Source organism: Orrella marina (genome assembly GCF_003058465.1).
Taxonomy (GTDB): Bacteria; Pseudomonadota; Gammaproteobacteria; order Burkholderiales; family Burkholderiaceae_B; genus Algicoccus; species Algicoccus marinus.
Genome location: NZ_CP028901.1, coordinates 3,713,300 through 3,729,158 on the forward strand (window position 1 = coordinate 3,713,300; position 15,859 = coordinate 3,729,158).

A 15,859-nucleotide genomic window follows, 5' to 3' on the forward strand; every position below is an offset into this window, starting at 1 on the left:
CTCGCTGCTCTGCATTGCATCGGTCATGTTGCTGGCGGGCTGTCAGGTAGGGCCGGAGTACCGTAGACCAGATGTCGATGTGGGGCAGTCGTTTCGCGCTGCCGAGGCACCGACTGGCTGGCTGGCTGCTGACCAGGTAAGGGTGGAGTTGCCCGATCAATGGTGGACACTTTACCGGGATTTCGAGCTCGACCGGTTGATGACCAGCCTTCAGGAAAATAGTCCGACCATCCAGCAGGCACTGGCCAGATATCGGCAAGCGATCGCTATGATGAAGGCGGCCAACGCCAGTCTGTATCCCACTCTCACGGCCAGCGCTCAGGTGACTCGCGCCGACGTACCTACTGCTGCACCGTCCGGAGCCGTCCTCGGTGGGTTTGGACCCAATACGGAGTACAACACTGGCGTTGGAGTCAGCTGGGAGGTGGACCTTTGGGGAGCACTGGCAAGTGACGCCGAGCGGGCGCAGTCTCAAGTGCAAGCCAGCTCAGCAGACCTGGCAGCAGCGCGTCTGAGTGCACAGGCAGCACTGGCAAGCAGTTACTTTCAGCTGAGAGGGCTGGATCAACATATTATGCTGTTTCACAGTACCGTCAGAACTTATGAACGGTCGCTCACACTGACCCGGAATCTGGTCAAAGCAGGTTTGTCTGACCCGAGTGATGTGCCGGTTGCCCGGGCGCAGCTCGAAGCCGCGCGATCTCAGATGATCGACACGCAGCGCAGGCGGGCAGTTCTGCAGAACGCGATTGCTGTTCTTCTCGGAGTTGCACCTGCTCAGTTGCAGATCGATCCGAACGCGGTCTGGAAGGCCGATATTGTGTCGACGCCTGCGGGCGTGCCATCGGAATTGCTATTGCGTCGACCGGACATTGCTGCGGCAGAAAGGCGTGTTGCGGCGGCGAATGCGCAAGTCGGTGTGGCGACTGCTGCATGGTTCCCTTCATTGACGATTTCCGCCAATGGAGGTTATCAGAGTACGCAGTTTAGTAAGTGGTTTAGCGCACCTGCTCAGTTCTGGGCACTCGGCCCAGCCTTGGCCGCAACGTTGTTCGATGCAGGCAGACGTACTGCCCGCATTGAACAGGCTCAGGCGGAGTTCGACCTTCAGGCAGCCAGTTATCGCGAGACCGTCCTGCGCGCTCTGCAGGAGGTTGAAGATGCCATGGTTCAGCTGGCCTTGCTGCAGGAGCAGTCCCAGGCTCAGCAACGTGCAGTCAACGCCTCCAGGGAATCCGTGAGAATGAAGCGTGACCAGTACGAGAAAGGGATCGCTGATTTCCTGAGCGTGGCGGTACTTGAGACGACAGCACTCAACGCGGAACGGACGGCGATATCGTTGCAGACTGACCAGCTGGCTGCCAGTGTGCAGTTAGTGGCGGCTCTGGGTGGTGCGTGGTCAGTCAATGATTTGCCGAATCCCGGCGATGCCGTGCGCACCCCGTAACCGCGCTGTCTCGAGTGTTTTGCTGGATTGTCCACCGATGGCCAGAACCGGTAAACCAGCGTTTTCTCGCAACCTTTCAAACTGTTCCCAGCCAAGAGGCGTGCCGTCAGGGTGAGAGGCGGTTTCCAGCACGGGCCCCAGAACCGCAAACTCGGCATTCAGCTCCCGAGCCTTAGCGAGTTGCACCAGGTTGTGTGTCGAAACGCCAACCCAGCTCCCATCCGGGAGCGTCGGGCGGGTTGCCAAGGCTATTGCATCGTCGGCCCGAAGGTGGACACCATCGGATTGCGCCCACCATAGACTTGGGTGAACACTGTTGACAAGCAGTCGTGCCCCGGCGGCCTGGCACAGAGCAAGAGCTTGCAACATTCCGGCATGTACTGGCTCCTCGCCTGAAAGTGCCTGCCAGCCAGGTTCTCGCCATTGGACCAGGGTGATGCCTTGAGCGAGTGCGGTTTGCAACTGATTGATGAATGCAGGTAGTCGGGAGCTGCTCCCCACATTTGAAATCAGATAACGGGTCGGGATTTGCAGCCAGCGTAGCGGAGGATAAGTCGCAGGCAGCAAGTCTTCCCGATTAAGGGCATCCTGAACGCTTGTCCACTGAAGTTGCTGCTTTTCCAGCGATGAAGGCTGGCCGGTCCAGCCCGTCACCTGCCAGAAATGAAGCCGCACGGTGGTATTAGGATAACGATGGACATGGGTGACCCAAGGGCGCATCCGGGTCACATGGATACCGATCTCTTCGAGCAACTCACGCTGCAGGGCCTGGCCGACTGACTCGCCTGGCTCGATCTTGCCACCAGGCAGTTCCCACCAGCCGGCCCACGGTTTGCCCTCGGGCCGACTGCCAATCAGGATTTGCCCGTCTTCCCGGCGGATGACTCCAACAGCGACATCCGTGATCGTTTCACGCATGGCGTGCAGCCCAGTCCCTCGCAAAGTGCCAGGCAACCCTTCCTGATCGTGATCCGCGTTCCAGCGTCCATTGAAGCGCCTCTGTGCGGGCCTGAACGATTGAGTCTTCAGAGCATCCCAGTTCCCGTAACCAGTGGGCGACGATATCGAGATAGTCGTCCTGACGGAAAGGGTAGAAGGATAGCCAGAGGCCAAAGCGTTCGGACAGGGAGATTTTCTCTTCGACGGTCTCTCCTGGATGAACCTCACCGTCGGACTGGTGCCTGGCCTCAAGATTCTCGCGCATGTACTCCGGCATCAGGTGCCTGCGGTTTGATGTGGCGTAGATCAGAACGTTCTGGCCGGTCGACGCGGCCGAGCCATCCAGAATGGACTTTAGTGCCTTGTATCCGCCTTCGCCCTCTTCAAACGAAAGGTCATCACAAAATACGATGAACTTTTCGGGTCTTTCGGCCACAGCGTCCACAATGTCAGGAAGATCCGACAGGTCCTGTTTGTCGACTTCGATCAGGCGCAATCCCTGATCCGCGAACTGTGCCAGCATGGCTTTGACCAGGGAGCTTTTGCCGGTGCCGCGTGAGCCGGTCATCAGGACATGGTTGGCCGGCTTGCCGTTTACGAAATGCAGAGTGTTGCGCTCAATGATCGTTTTCTGGCGCTCGATATGCTGCAGGTCTTCTGTACGGATCAAGTGTGGATGGCGAATCGCATCCAGCCAACCGTGCGCTGTGCCTCGCTTTCGCCAGCGAAAAGCATGCGCGTCCCAGTTGACGGGAGGAGGGGCGGGCGGCAACCAGGCCTGCAGTTGTGACAGCACCTGATCTGCCTTTGAAAGCAGTCTTGCCAGGTCGGTTTCAGATAAAAGATTGGTCATGTCTGGATGGGGGGCTCAGGATCGGTAGTCTGCGTTGATGCTTACGTATTCGTGCGAGAAGTCGCAGGTGTAGACGGTTTCGGTGACGTTGCCACGATTCAAGGCGATTCTCACCAGAATCTCGGATTCCTGCATGACACGTTGTCCGTCCTCCTCCACATATGTGGGTGATCGTCCACCGGATTGCGCCACCATGACATCACCCAGCCACAGGGTGACGCCACTGACGTCCAGGTCTTCGATGCCTGCATAGCCGATTGCCGCCAGAATGCGGCCCAGATTCGGATCCGAGGCAAAGAAAGCAGTTTTAACCAGGGGTGAGTGGGCAACGGCATAAGCGACTTTCAATGCCTCGTCGACTGTTTCAGCCTGTTCGACCTGTATCGTCATGAGCTTGGTCGCACCTTCGCCATCACGCACGATCTTGGTCGCAAGCTCCAGGGCCGCCTGTTTCAGTGCAGCCTCGAGCGCGGGTAGCTCCGGGTCCTGTTCCGACTCGATCCTTAGCGATCCTGCGCCAGTGGCCATCAGAATGAAAGAGTCATTGGTCGATGTGTCACCGTCTACCGTGATCCGATTGAATGACCGGTCGGCGATTGACTGAACCAGACGGTCAAGCACGGGTTGGGCAATGTAAGCGTCAGTCGCCAGGTATCCCAGCATGGTTGCCATGTTCGGCCGGATCATGCCCGCACCTTTGCTGATGCCGGTGATCGTGACAACATGGCCTGCGATCACAGGCCGGCTTGAGTGAATCTTGGGCAGCGTGTCGGTCGTCATGATGCTGTATGCGGCATCAAACCAGTTGTCTTCCGACAGGGCCGCAACGGCCTCAGGAATTGCGGACTCGATCTTGCCAATGGGTAGCGGCTCCAGGATCACGCCAGTCGAGAACGGCAGCACTGCAGTGTCATCCAGGCCAAGCGCATTTGCCGTGGCAGTACACATGCGGTGAGCGGCTTGCAAGCCAGGTTCGCCTGTGCCTGCATTGGCATTGCCAGTGTTGACAATCAGCGCTCTGGTCGCCTGTCCTGAGGACAGATTCGCCTGGCAGACCTGGACGGGTGCCGCACGAAACCGGTTCTTCGTCAGCACACCCGCGACCGTGCTGCCCTCATCCAGAGCAAATAGCGTGACATCTTTATTGCCAGGTTTCTTGATGCCAGCCGAAGCGATGCCGATACGCACGCCCTTGACGGGATGAACGTCGTTACGTGCAGGGATATGAAGATTGACAGCCATGAAAACCTCTCAACGGAATCGGGTGAGTCAAGCCAGTGTTGCAAGTACCTTGTCGGCGGCTTGCAGCGTGGCATCAATAACATCGCTGTCGTGGGTGCAGGACACAAAACCTGCCTCGAAAGCCGAGGGCGCAAAGTAAACGCCCTCGTCGAGCATGCCGTGGAAGAATCGCTTGAACATCTCGATGTTGCCTGCAGACACGTCACTCAGTGATGTCGGGATGGTTTCAGAGAAGTACAGCCCGAACATGCCGCCTTCGAAGTCTGTACTCAAGGCAACACCGTGCTTGCGGGCAACAGAGGTCAACCCATGCGCCAGCGCGCGGGTGTGTGAGGCCAGGGTTTCGTAGAAGCCGGGTTCAGATAGCAGGCGAAGTGTGGTGATGCCCGCAGCGACCGCGACCGGGTTTCCGGACAGTGTGCCCGCCTGGTAGACCGCGCCGACTGGTGCGATGTGATTCATGATCTCTGACTTGCCACCAAATGCACCTATCGGCATGCCTCCGCCGATGACTTTGGCAAGAGTGGTCAGGTCAGGCTCAACGCCATACAACCCCTGTACACCTTGTGGGCCTACTCGGAATCCGGTCATGACCTCATCAAACACAAGGACCGAGCCGTGGCGAGTGCACTGTTCACGCAGTGTCTCGAGGAACCCTGCTGCAGGCTTGACCATGTTCATGTTGCCGGCGATTGGCTCAACAATCACGCAGGCAATGTCTTGTCCATGTGCATCAAACGCGGCTCTCACGCCTTCACTGTCGTTGTAGTCAAGCACGATCGTGTGGGCGACGAACTCCGCTGGCACGCCAGCTGATGTCGGGTTGCCAAAGGTCAGCAGACCAGAGCCTGCCTTGACCAGCAGGCTGTCAGCATGTCCGTGGTAGCAACCTTCAAACTTGATGATCTTGTTGCGGTCCGTCGCGCCACGTGCCAGTCGAATGGCACTCATGGTGGCTTCGGTGCCGGAGCTCACCAGACGTACCTGCTCCATGGATGGCAGACGCTCGATGAGCATTTCCGCAATGACGATCTCAGCTTCAGTTGGCGCCCCGAATGACAGGCCGTGAACTGCTGCTTCCTGAACGGCCTTGACGACCTCCGGGTGGGCATGGCCGAGAATCGCCGGTCCCCAGGAGCCGATGTAATCAATGTAGCGCTTGTCATCCGCGTCCCAGAAATAAGGGCCTTGCGCACGCTCGATAAAGCGCGGTGTGCCGCCGACCGAGCGAAAGGCGCGCACCGGGGAGTTGACGCCACCGGGAATGCTGCGGCAGGCGCGCTCAAACAGTTCAGCGTTACGACTCATACGGAAGGTCTCCTAGGACATGTTTAAAACAGAAGGGATCAGTTTGATCCAGAAAAATGACGGGTGAACTGCTTTGCAGCTTGTGCGATGTCCGGTGCGTTGAATAGTGCACCAATTACAGCCACACTGTCTGCACCGGCCTCGATCAGCGGTCTGGTGTTATCGGGCGTGATGCCTCCGATCGCGACCACTGCCGGTCGGGGATAGCCTACCTTGCCGGCGTACTGTCTGGCGAGCGCCTGGCCTTGTGTGAGCACCGAATGCGGTGCCGGTAGTGCAGCTGGCTTGGTTCCCGATGCATACATGGCACCAAAAGCGACGTAGTCGGCTGGCACCTGCATCAACTGTTGCGCTCGTTGCGGGTCTGCGTAGCAGGATACGCCAATCAGGAGACTATCCCCGACCGCTTCGCGGACCTCGAATGGATTACCGTCATCGCGTCCAAGATGCACGCCATCGGCATTGACTTCGGTTGCTAGACGCCAGTCATCATTGATGATGTACAGGATACCCAGTTCGCTGCAGGCTTTACGAAGGCGCTGTGCGATCTTCAGGCGTGTCTGCACCTGTACGGTTTTAAGTCGCAGCTGCACGGCCACCATTCCGCCGGCTGCCGCATCGCGAACCGCTGCGTCCAGACGCTCTGCGTCATCCCAGTCTGGCGTGACGCCGTACAGTCCGCGCGGAAATCTCAACGGTGTGTCACGGCTTTGTTCGTTCACGACACTCCCCCTGTCAGCCTTTTAGCGGTTCGCTGACCCATGCCAGCCTGAAATGCACCTGACAGAGCGTCTGCCTCGTAACGGCTCGCAGCTTCGCACGCGGCCTGCATCGGAATACCGGATGCGAGCTGGGCTGCGATTGAGCAGGTAAGAAGCCCGGTGGTGTCTTGCGTTCGCTCGGGCGCAGCAACCCAGGGCCAGGTGACCGTCAGCCCTTCAGTGTGCCCGAGAAAGTAGACCGTCGATCCAGGGCGCTGCCTGAACCCCGGCAACAGCACCCATTGTGCACCCATGTGAAGCAGCGCCTGAGGGCCGGTTCCGACGTCCATCATCTCGGTCATGTCTTCGTTGAGCCAGCGATCAGTGGCATTCGGGCTTACCACGACGACCTCACTTTGCGAAACGAGCAATTCGAGACTCGCGTGTACTACCAGATCGCTGTCTGCAGTCGGTAGCTCGTCAGGATCCTCGAGTGGGGGGCGGGGGCCAAGGTGCAGGATTAGTGGAACATCCGGATAATCGGCTGCGATCTGTGCAATCACACTAACATGCTCGACTGCGGGCAGGCACCCCACCTTGATCGCCTGGACAGGCGTATCCTCAAGCAGGAACCGGATCTGTTCATCGAACAGTTCGGGTGCGCTCGGGTCGATATGGAGGATATTGGCAGAGTCCGCGATAGAAACGCCCGATATTGCCGATACACTGTGAACACCGTGGTTGGCACAGGTAATGGCATCTGCGGGAACGTCCTGTTGCCCGGTCGGGTCAAACAGGCCAATCAGTAGTACGACGGGAGTGGGCAGGTGTGGCACTTTTGTAGACATTGGTAACATTACGATCCATTGTAAAAGATCAGCAGAGAGAATTATGCGAACCTGGATGTGCCTGATATGTGGTTGGATATACGATGAAGAGCAAGGCTGTCCCGAGGATGGCATCGCACCTGGGACCAAATGGGAAGACGTGCCCCCGAACTGGGTCTGCCCGGAATGTGGTGCCCGCAAAGAAGATTTTGAGTTGATGGAGATCTGATGACGCAGTCGGTGGACTTTAGCAGACACTTTCTAATGGCGATGCATGGTCTGGTCGGTGGCGATCTGGCCGGAACCGTTATTTATGTTTGCGAACATTCGGAAAGAGGTGCACTCGGGCTGGTGATCAATCGCCCGACTGACCTCACCGTTGCGAACCTGCTGGAGAAAGTCGAGCTGGAGTCGACCAATCCGGAGGTCTCCAGAATTCCGGTGTATTACGGTGGACCGGTGCAGACAGACCGGGGGTTTGTCCTGCACAAGCCTGCAATGAATTACAGCTCCAGCATTCATCTGTCGCAAGATATGGCGCTGACGACGTCTCGAGATGTGCTTCAGGCGATTGCCAAAGGTGACGGCCCGCAAGACATGCTGGTTGCGCTAGGTTATGCAGGCTGGGGCGCGGGTCAGCTCGAGCAGGAGATGGCCCAGAACTCATGGCTGTCGGTTCTGGCTGAAGATGAGATCATCTTCGATACCGAACCAGAAGCCAGATATCCGGCGGCGATGCGGCTGCTTGGAATCGATCCTGCCATGCTGGCAGGCTCTGCCGGTCATGCCTGAATTCTCCACTGTGCTTGCGTTCGACTACGGGGTCAGAAAACTCGGTGTCGCGCTAGGGAACACGTTGCTGCGGCAGGCCCAGCCCCTCGAAATCATCGATATCGAGAATAAGGTTCGTCGTTTCGAACGAATTGGCTCCTTAGTGTCATCCTGGCAGCCGCAGCGGCTGGTGGTTGGTCTGCCGTTGACTCAGGCAGGAGCCGAGCAGCTGGCGACCCGGCAGGCCAGACGGTTCGCCAATCAGCTTAGAGATCGGTACGGTCTGGATGTCATGCTCGTCGACGAACGCGGCTCAAGCCTGGAGGCGCAGCAAGTAACACGTCATTCTCCCGACGATGCCGTGGCAGCGGCTATCATTCTGCAAAGATACTTCGACAGTTTGCAGAACTGAACCGTTTCGGGAAAATCATGAAAAGTTTGAATTCGACTGGCCTGCCTGATGCTCAGGCACTGTATGAACAGCTTCTCGAAGCCGTTCGAGGCATGATCAAGCCTTTGCCTTCGCAACAGGTTCATCTGGTAGGCATCCACTCAGGCGGGGCATGGCTTGCCGAGCAGTTGCAGAAGGACCTTGGTCTTGCTTCCGCGATGGGTACCCTCAATATCAGCTTCTACCGGGATGATTTTGATCGCATTGGTCTGCATTCCCAGATTACACCTTCAGATATCGGTTTCGAGGTCGCCGACGCGCATTTGATTCTTGTCGACGATGTGCTGTACACCGGTCGTACAATTCGGGCTGCGATGAATGAACTGTTCGACTATGGTCGACCGGCATCGATCCGTCTGGTTGTTCTGGTGGATCGAGGGGAGCGTCAACTGCCAATCCAGGCTGACTTTTCTGCCTGGACGGTGGCGTCTCCTGCCGCAGGCAATCTGGTCCTGGAAAGGGCCGGGGATGGACGGTTCAGCCTGACCCTTGAAAACGAGGCCGACTGATGTACAACCCCCAACTGAATCGCCATGGCGAACTCACCCACCTCATTTCCACCGAGGGATTGCCGCGAGACATATTGACTCATATCCTCGACACAGCCAGCACCTTCGTGCCCTTGGCGGATCGGGAGGTCAAAAAGGTCCCTCTACTTCGGGGTAAAAGCGTTTTCAATCTGTTTTTCGAGAATTCGACCCGTACGCGAACTACTTTCGAAATTGCGGCAACCCGGCTTTCGGCGGACGTTTTCAATCTCAATATCAATGCTTCGTCGGCCTCTAAAGGCGAAACGCTGCTCGATACCATCGCGAACCTGTCTGCGATGCAGGCTGACATCTTTGTTGTCAGGCATGAGGCAAGCGGTGCACCCTATCTGATCGCACGACATGTGGCACCACACGTGCATGTGATCAATGCTGGCGACGGACGGCACGCCCATCCCACCCAGGCTTTGCTGGACATGTACACCATCCGGCATTTCAAGAAGTCATTTTCAGATCTGACGGTTGCCGTCGTGGGTGATGTGATGCATTCCCGAGTGGCGCGGTCCAATATCCATGCTTTGACCACTCTGGGTGTGGCTGAGGTCAGGGCGATTGGACCTCTGACACTGTTGCCCGGAGGGCTTGACCAGATGGGCGTCAAAACTTTCACGCGGATGGAGGAAGGGTTGCGTGACGTGGATGTCATCATCATGTTGCGTTTGCAGAACGAGCGCATGAGAGGCGCCCTGCTGCCCTCGTCGCACGAATATTTCAAACATTACGGATTGACTGAAGACAAGCTTGCGCGTGCCAAGCCTGATGTACTGGTGATGCACCCGGGACCGATGAACAGGGGCGTGGAGATCGCGTCATCCGTAGCTGACGGGCCGAACTCAGTCATTCTGAATCAGGTGACTTTCGGAATCGCGGTGAGAATGGCTGTCATGAGTATCGTTGCAGGAGCGTCGGCATGAGTCTGTTGCTCAAGAATGCGCGGGTTATCGACCCCGCTAACCGGATGGACCAGGTTGCAGATGTCTTTGTCCGGGATGGCAAGGTTGCCACCATTGGTGCATTGCAGGGTCGGGTTAACGCTGCATTGGAGGTGGATCTTGCCGGGAAGGCGGTCCTTCCAGGGCTGACTGATCTGGCTGCGCGACTCAGGGAGCCAGGGTTTGAGTATCGGGCTACCCTGGAATCCGAACTCGAAGCAGCGATGGCTGGCGGCATCACCAACCTGGTCCTGCCTCCAGATACTGATCCGCCTCTCGACGAACCGGGGCTGGTCGAGATGCTCAAGCATCGGGCACGCCAGTTCGATCATGTCAACCTGTTTCCGCTTGGCGCCATGACAGTTGGGCTACAAGGCGAGGTCATCACGGAGATGGCTGAGCTCACGGAAGCGGGATGCATCGGGTTTTCTCAAGCAGACAGGCCTGTCGTGGACTCGAATGTGTTACTGCGTGCCATGCAGTATGCCCATTCATTCGGATACTCGCTCTGGCTAAGAGCGCAGGACCCATGGTTGTCCGGTACAGGAGTGGCAGCAAGTGGCCCCTACGCAGCCAGGCTGGGATTGTCCGGAGTGCCTGAGCAGGCAGAAACGGTCGCCTTGCACACATTGTTCGAGCTGCAACGTGCTGTTGGTGGGCACCTCCATATCTGCCGCCTGTCGAGCGCAGCAGGGGTAGAACTGGTCCGGGCAGCAAAGGCCCGAGGATTGCCTGTGACCTGCGACGTTTCGATCAACAGTCTGCATCTGATCGATCTCGATATCGGATTTTTTGATACGAGCTACAGGCTTGACCCGCCTTTGCGCGGACAGCGAGATCGCCACGCTTTGCGCCAGGGTCTGGCCGATGGAACAATCGATGCTATCTGTTCTGATCACACGCCGGTCGATGATGATGGCAAGCAGTTGCCGTTTGCAGACGCCGAAGCGGGGGCGACAGGTCTGGAGCTGTTGCTCTCCATGACACTTAAGTGGGCGCAACAGGACAACCTGGACTTGTTGACGGCGCTTGCCCGTGTAACTGCGAATCCGGCTGGCGTTTTGCAGCAATCCGGGCTACAGGCTGATGGGCAGGGCACACTTGGTATCGGAGCTCCTGCAGACATGGTGATTGTGGACCTGGAGGATCACTGGGTTGTCAGTCGGGAAACGCTGATCAGTCAGAGCTGCCACACGCCATTTCTGGGTCTTGAGGTGCCTGGCAGAGTCCTTGCAACCATTGCCAGGGGCAGGGTGGTCTGGGAGCGTAAGGCTTGAGCCTTCTGAGGTTTGTATGGCGCGCCTGGTGGATGAGTCTCTGGGTGCTTGGGGGCTTGCTGACGCTGTCACTGGTCTTTCCGTGGTTATCGCAGCAAGCCCGACTGGCTGTCAAGCGGTTCTGGGCCAGAGTGTTGATCCGGCTTTGCGGTATCAAATTGAGTGTGTCAGGGCATCCCCCTGAGCCGGGACCGGTGCTCTGGGTTGCCAATCATGTTTCATGGCTAGATATTTTTGTCTTGAATCATGTCAGATCGACAACTTTCATTGCCAAACATGAGATCAGGCATTGGCCCGTGCTTGGCTGGCTCGTTGCGGGGGCCGACACGATTTTTATCGAACGCGGGGTGCGTCACGCCGTGCACCGGGTTGGTCTGGCCATGGAAAACCGGTTCGAAGAAGGCCAGGCCGTGGGTTTGTTCCCGGAGGGGACCACTTCGACGGGCTTTGATGTGCTGCCCTTCTACGCAAACCTTTATGAGCCGGCGCGTCGTATGGCGGTGCCGATCCAGCCGATTGCGCTGCTGTACTCCCATCGCGGTCAAAGAAGCGATTTCGCATCTTTTGTCGGGGAGGAGAGTCTGATGCAGAATCTCTGGCGTGTACTTGGCACCACGGGTGTGTCAATCGAAATGGTGTTTCTGCCAGTCATGGCTGGTAACACACTGGGTCAGCACAAGCGCAACGAACTGGCAAGCCTGACTCGCCAGGATATTCGCTCTGTCCTGCTGAGGTCTCCCGGGGCATGATCCAGGTGAATGCGCTCTGTTACGGCTGCGTCAGTGGGTCCAGGCTTTGGTGGCATGGAATCTGGACCAGTTCCCGGTCGCTTTGGCGAATGGCGGTCAGGTGACCTCCCCAGACGCACCCTGTATCGAGACAGATCGCATCCGGTCGTATGAGCAGGCCAAGGGTGGACCAGTGTCCAAACACGACAGTGACGTCCTTGGTGGCACGATTCGGCATGTCAAACCATGGCACAAGACCCTGGTGGTGTGCACCGGGTGATGATTTGATTGACAGCGCCATATGGCCCTTGGGTGTACACATCCGCAGACGAGTCAGTGCGTTGACGATCACGCGAAGTCGCTTGCCGCCTTTGAATTCGTCTTTCCAATGGTTGGGCTCATTGCCGTACATCTTGTCGATGGCGCGCTGCCAGTTCTTGCCACGTAATGCTGCTTCAACCTCTCTCGCGAGCATGAGCGTCTTCTGCGCGTCCCATTTAGGGAGCACGCCAGCATGAACCATCAAATGATTGTTCTCGAAGTGGGCCAGTTTCTGGTGTCGTACCCAGTCGATGATTTCGCCTGCATCCGGTGCCATCAGGATTTCACGTAAGGTGTCATGCTTGCCAGGAGAACGGACACCCGCTGCCACAGCAAGCAAGTGCAGATCGTGATTTCCGAGAAGTACGACACAACGGTCCTGCATCTGCATGAGGTAACGTATCGTGGCAAGGGATTGTGGGCCGCGATTGATCAGGTCGCCCGCAAACCAGAACTGGGCATCCACATCCTGCGCGATCGTCGGATGTGCGAGTAGCTTGTTCAGTGAGTGACAACAGCCTTGAATATCTCCGATCATCCACACTTCAGTGGCGCTCATACTTCGGCTCCAGCCTGAATTTTCATCGGCTTCGTTTCTCCTTTGAGGGCTTTTTCCTCTTTTCCTTCGGTCCGAGTCTGCGCTCCATGTTCATGACCGTAATGATTGCCAGAAAGAATGCAACAGCGTTCGGAAACAGTGCGGTGAAAACCGGATCCAGCTGGTAGAGCATACCGACGTTCAGCGCCAGTTGATTCACCATGAAAAATACAGTTCCAATCAGTATGCCAACAAAGATCTTGGCAGCGACACCGCCGCGGCGCGTCTGCATGTAGGCAATTGGTGCAGCGATGGAGAGCATGACGATGAGAGTGAACGGGTAAGCAAGTTTGCGCCAGATAGCAACTCTCTGTCGATCAACGTTCAGGCCGTTCTCTTCCATGTATTGGGTGTAGTCGATCAGGGACCGCAGCGACATGCGTTCCGGTACGAGGATCCTTGCAACCAGTCGGTTTGGAGTCAGCGAGGTGGCAATCCTGAACTCGGGCAGCTTACTTACCTGCATGAGGGGGGCGTCGGGTGGTGATGCCTGTGACAGGGCATCGACTGCATCGGGTGGAAGCTGATTCTGAACGGCATCCGAAATGATCAGACCACCGTCGTCAAACTTTCCTTTCGGAGCCTGAATCAATGATGTGAGAACGGCGCCCGTTTCGAACTCGTAAACAGTGAGGTTGGCCACCTCGCCAGACGCTAGCAGTTCACCCACATTGATGATCCGGTAACCACCGTTCTCACGGGGTTCCTTGAACCAGTATCCACTTGCGAGGCGCCCGCCTTCAACCTTGCCCCGCATCAGCAGGTTGGCTTCGCTGTATCGAACCTCTGAAGCCGGGGTGATGACCTCAGAGAGCAGGACTGCCAGAATGATCACGGGAATCGAGATGACCCAGAGCATACGCAGCAAGTGTGCGGAGCTTACGCCTGAAACCCGAAAAATGACCAGTTCGTTTCGCTGGGCCAGACCCGCCAGTGCCAGAATTGCGCCAACCAGCAGGCCGATCGGGAGCAACTCATATAGTCGTGTCGGTAATGCCAGCATCTCCAGATATAGAAGAGATGTGACGGGAAACAGCTCGTTGACGGCGTCAAGCTGGTCGACCAGTGTGAAAAAAGAAAACAGCCCCAGAAGTGCGATCATCACCACAAACGTGGAGCGGTAAATCTCTCGGGCGAGATAGTTGCGGGCGGTTGACATGGCGTCAGTTTAACGGACGTGGGCCACGAGCTGCATGCGGATCTGCTCAATCACAGCGTCCACGGCCGGTTCAATCCCATGCCAGATCCGGAAGCTTTCTGCTGCCTGGCAGACCAGCATGCCAAGTCCATCTGCCATCGCAAGCTTCCTGTGACGGGCGGCATAGTCCAGAAACGGTGTCGGCTTCGCGCCGTACATCATGTCGTAGATGAAAGTATCGTTTCCAAACGCCATGTCAGGCAGTTCAATCGTCGCGCCTCCAAGGCTGCTGCTGGTCGCATTGATGATCAGGTCCCAGTCCTGCTCGAGCCTCGGGTCGTTCAGTGAACAGGCCGTGATGACGCCGGTATCCTGGGGATGCAGGGCAATGTGCTCCTTCACCAGAGTATCAGCCTTGCTAAACGTGCGGTTTGCGATCATGAGCAGTCCACAACCTTGCTCCCGAAGTGGGCCCACCACACCGCGAGCGGCACCACCCGCTCCCAGAATCAGAATCTTGATACCAGGTCTGAGCGTTCCAAGCCGATTCAAATCCCTCACCAGTCCCACGCCATCGGTGTTGCAACCGTGGATCATGGCGTCTTTGACCCAGAGCGTGTTGACCGCGCCGGCTTCGCGAGCGCGTTGCGACAGGTGAGGTTGCGCCATGTCAAATGCGCGCTCCTTGTACGGGACGGTGATATTCAGACCGCGCCCACCATTGGCAAAGAATTGTCTGACGGTCTCTTCAAACTGGTCAGGCTCCGCATCAATGCGACCGTATTGCATGGAAATGCCAGTTTGTCTTGCAAACTCCGCGTGGATGTCGGGAGAGCGGCTGTGCGAGATCGGGTGACCGATCACTGCAAAATCATATTCTGGCTGCGTCATGGTGTTTTTGTGGTCAGTTGTCCGGGCGTGAACTCCCAGGTGCGGGTGATCACCAGTTGGTCAATGTCGTCTGCAAACTCTGGCGGAAACGAAGCGAACGGGCTGGCAAGCTGGAGTATCCTGCGAACCGCCTGATTCAATAACGGGTCAGATGCAGGGCGATCCAGTTTCACATCCAGAACACGTCCGCTGGCGTCAATCGTGACAGTGGCTTGCAGTGAGCCTGTGGGGCGCCTGTCACCGTCGCTTGGGTAGTGTTCACTGCCTGCCTGTTCTACGGTCAGTCTCCAGCTTTCGATGTAGGCTGCAAAGCGGTTTTTGATCGCGGAGGGGGCATCATAGTGCCTGCGAGGCCTGGCGTTGTAGCGTTCGATCTCCTGCAGGATAGCAGCGATCCGGTCATTGAGTTCGAGCGCCTCCTGATCTGTGGGGTCTGCACCTTCGGTCCTTGCATCATCTGTGCGTTCTGCGTCAGCGGGCCGATCTGGAACCGACCACAGGCTCATCAACCGGGTGAGCAACTCTTCCTGCTGTGCCTCCAGGGTCTGACGCTGCCTGGTCATGGCCTCGAGTGACATGTCTTCGTCTACATCACCGACTCGGGGTGAGGGGGTTGAAGCGATCCGCTCGCTCTGATCCCCGCCACCCTCAAGGTTCGCCTGCGCAATTACGTTGGGCATGAGCGGTTCCTGATCGTCATAGGTGTTGACGATCATCACGTCAAGCTTGGGCGCGCGTGCATCGCTGGGCGCAGGCTTCGGGGATTCTGGCCAAGCCAGTAACAGAGCGTGCACCAGCATCGACAGGGCGATCCCCCAGCGCAGAAAGTTTTGCTCCGGGGCTCGTATCCAGTCGTACCAGAAAGACGTTTGACGCATTGGTCGTGT

Annotated in this window: 18 protein-coding genes; 8 read left to right on the plus strand and 10 right to left on the minus strand. The window is 57.4% G+C overall.

Features of this window, described 5'->3' with window-relative positions; all coding sequences use genetic code 11:
- The first annotated feature begins 25 nt into the window (after positions 1 to 25).
- Positions 26 to 1,447 carry an efflux transporter outer membrane subunit gene (locus DBV39_RS16960; RefSeq protein ID WP_108622549.1) on the plus strand — a complete coding sequence of 474 codons (1,422 nt, stop codon included), beginning with the start codon at positions 26 to 28 and terminating at the stop codon, positions 1,445 to 1,447.
- On the opposite strand, the gene DBV39_RS16965 is transcribed toward DBV39_RS16960, so the two are convergent.
- The 6 genes from DBV39_RS16965 to DBV39_RS16990 are packed head-to-tail and all read right to left on the minus strand — an operon-like array spanning position 1,400 to position 7,338.
- On the minus strand, positions 1,400 to 2,365 hold the full coding sequence (locus tag DBV39_RS16965; protein ID WP_108622550.1) for a Nudix family hydrolase: 966 nt from the start codon (positions 2,363 to 2,365) through the stop codon (positions 1,400 to 1,402). The two genes, DBV39_RS16960 and DBV39_RS16965, sit on opposite strands and share 48 nt — an antisense overlap.
- On the minus strand, positions 2,358 to 3,239 hold the full coding sequence (locus tag DBV39_RS16970) for an ATP-binding protein (RefSeq protein ID WP_108622551.1): 882 nt from the start codon (positions 3,237 to 3,239) through the stop codon (positions 2,358 to 2,360). The genes DBV39_RS16965 and DBV39_RS16970 overlap by 8 nt, the downstream gene beginning before the upstream one ends.
- Positions 3,240 to 3,254: 15 nt before the next feature.
- Positions 3,255 to 4,481, minus strand: a complete 1,227-nt coding sequence (gene argJ / locus DBV39_RS16975; protein WP_108622552.1) for a bifunctional glutamate N-acetyltransferase/amino-acid acetyltransferase ArgJ — start codon at positions 4,479 to 4,481, stop codon at positions 3,255 to 3,257.
- 27 nt (positions 4,482 to 4,508) lie between these two features.
- A complete protein-coding gene (gene hemL, locus DBV39_RS16980) occupies positions 4,509 to 5,789 on the minus strand; it encodes a glutamate-1-semialdehyde 2,1-aminomutase (RefSeq protein WP_108622553.1) in 1,281 nt (426 codons plus the stop codon).
- A 38-nt stretch (positions 5,790 to 5,827) separates the two neighbouring features.
- Positions 5,828 to 6,511, minus strand: a complete 684-nt coding sequence (gene thiE, locus DBV39_RS16985; protein ID WP_108622554.1) for a thiamine phosphate synthase — start codon at positions 6,509 to 6,511, stop codon at positions 5,828 to 5,830.
- Positions 6,508 to 7,338: a bifunctional hydroxymethylpyrimidine kinase/phosphomethylpyrimidine kinase gene (locus tag DBV39_RS16990; RefSeq protein WP_159079013.1), complete on the minus strand. Its 831-nt coding sequence runs from the start codon at positions 7,336 to 7,338 to the stop codon at positions 6,508 to 6,510. The genes thiE and DBV39_RS16990 overlap by 4 nt, the downstream gene beginning before the upstream one ends.
- Before the next feature lie 43 nt (positions 7,339 to 7,381).
- Here DBV39_RS16990 and DBV39_RS16995 point away from each other — a divergent pair, with 43 nt between their 5' ends.
- The 7 genes from DBV39_RS16995 to DBV39_RS17025 are packed head-to-tail and all read left to right on the plus strand — an operon-like array spanning position 7,382 to position 12,045.
- The gene (locus tag DBV39_RS16995) at positions 7,382 to 7,546 is read left to right on the plus strand and encodes a rubredoxin (protein WP_108622556.1); all 165 of its coding nucleotides are present in this window, start codon (positions 7,382 to 7,384) and stop codon (positions 7,544 to 7,546) included.
- Positions 7,546 to 8,109 carry a YqgE/AlgH family protein gene (locus tag DBV39_RS17000; protein ID WP_108622557.1) on the plus strand — a complete coding sequence of 188 codons (564 nt, stop codon included), beginning with the start codon at positions 7,546 to 7,548 and terminating at the stop codon, positions 8,107 to 8,109. The genes DBV39_RS16995 and DBV39_RS17000 overlap by 1 nt, the downstream gene beginning before the upstream one ends.
- Positions 8,102 to 8,500, plus strand: coding sequence for a Holliday junction resolvase RuvX (gene ruvX / locus DBV39_RS17005; RefSeq protein WP_108622558.1), 399 nt, complete (start codon positions 8,102 to 8,104; stop codon positions 8,498 to 8,500). Before DBV39_RS17000 ends, ruvX begins: the two co-directional genes overlap by 8 nt.
- A gap of 17 nt (positions 8,501 to 8,517) precedes the next feature.
- The gene (gene pyrR, locus DBV39_RS17010) at positions 8,518 to 9,048 is read left to right on the plus strand and encodes a bifunctional pyr operon transcriptional regulator/uracil phosphoribosyltransferase PyrR (RefSeq protein ID WP_108622559.1); all 531 of its coding nucleotides are present in this window, start codon (positions 8,518 to 8,520) and stop codon (positions 9,046 to 9,048) included.
- Entirely contained in the window at positions 9,048 to 10,001 is a 954-nt protein-coding gene (locus DBV39_RS17015; RefSeq protein ID WP_108622560.1) for an aspartate carbamoyltransferase catalytic subunit, read from the plus strand. Before pyrR ends, DBV39_RS17015 begins: the two co-directional genes overlap by 1 nt.
- Positions 9,998 to 11,296 carry a dihydroorotase gene (locus DBV39_RS17020; RefSeq protein WP_108622561.1) on the plus strand — a complete coding sequence of 433 codons (1,299 nt, stop codon included), beginning with the start codon at positions 9,998 to 10,000 and terminating at the stop codon, positions 11,294 to 11,296. Before DBV39_RS17015 ends, DBV39_RS17020 begins: the two co-directional genes overlap by 4 nt.
- A complete protein-coding gene (locus DBV39_RS17025; protein ID WP_108622562.1) occupies positions 11,293 to 12,045 on the plus strand; it encodes a lysophospholipid acyltransferase family protein in 753 nt (250 codons plus the stop codon). Before DBV39_RS17020 ends, DBV39_RS17025 begins: the two co-directional genes overlap by 4 nt.
- A 19-nt stretch (positions 12,046 to 12,064) precedes the next feature.
- Here DBV39_RS17025 and DBV39_RS17030 read toward each other — a convergent pair whose 3' ends face one another.
- From DBV39_RS17030 to DBV39_RS17045, 4 genes are read right to left on the minus strand one after another with little or no spacing between them, the layout of a single operon-like run.
- Positions 12,065 to 12,904, minus strand: a complete 840-nt coding sequence (locus DBV39_RS17030) for a symmetrical bis(5'-nucleosyl)-tetraphosphatase (protein WP_108622563.1) — start codon at positions 12,902 to 12,904, stop codon at positions 12,065 to 12,067.
- A gap of 22 nt (positions 12,905 to 12,926) precedes the next feature.
- Entirely contained in the window at positions 12,927 to 14,102 is a 1,176-nt protein-coding gene (gene lptG / locus DBV39_RS17035) for an LPS export ABC transporter permease LptG (protein ID WP_108622564.1), read from the minus strand.
- A 9-nt stretch (positions 14,103 to 14,111) separates the two neighbouring features.
- Complete coding sequence (aroE, locus tag DBV39_RS17040; protein WP_108622565.1) at positions 14,112 to 14,972, minus strand: shikimate dehydrogenase; 861 nt, start codon at positions 14,970 to 14,972, stop codon at positions 14,112 to 14,114.
- The gene (locus DBV39_RS17045; protein ID WP_108622566.1) at positions 14,969 to 15,850 is read right to left on the minus strand and encodes an energy transducer TonB family protein; all 882 of its coding nucleotides are present in this window, start codon (positions 15,848 to 15,850) and stop codon (positions 14,969 to 14,971) included. Before DBV39_RS17045 ends, aroE begins: the two co-directional genes overlap by 4 nt.
- Positions 15,851 to 15,859: the final 9 nt, after the last annotated feature.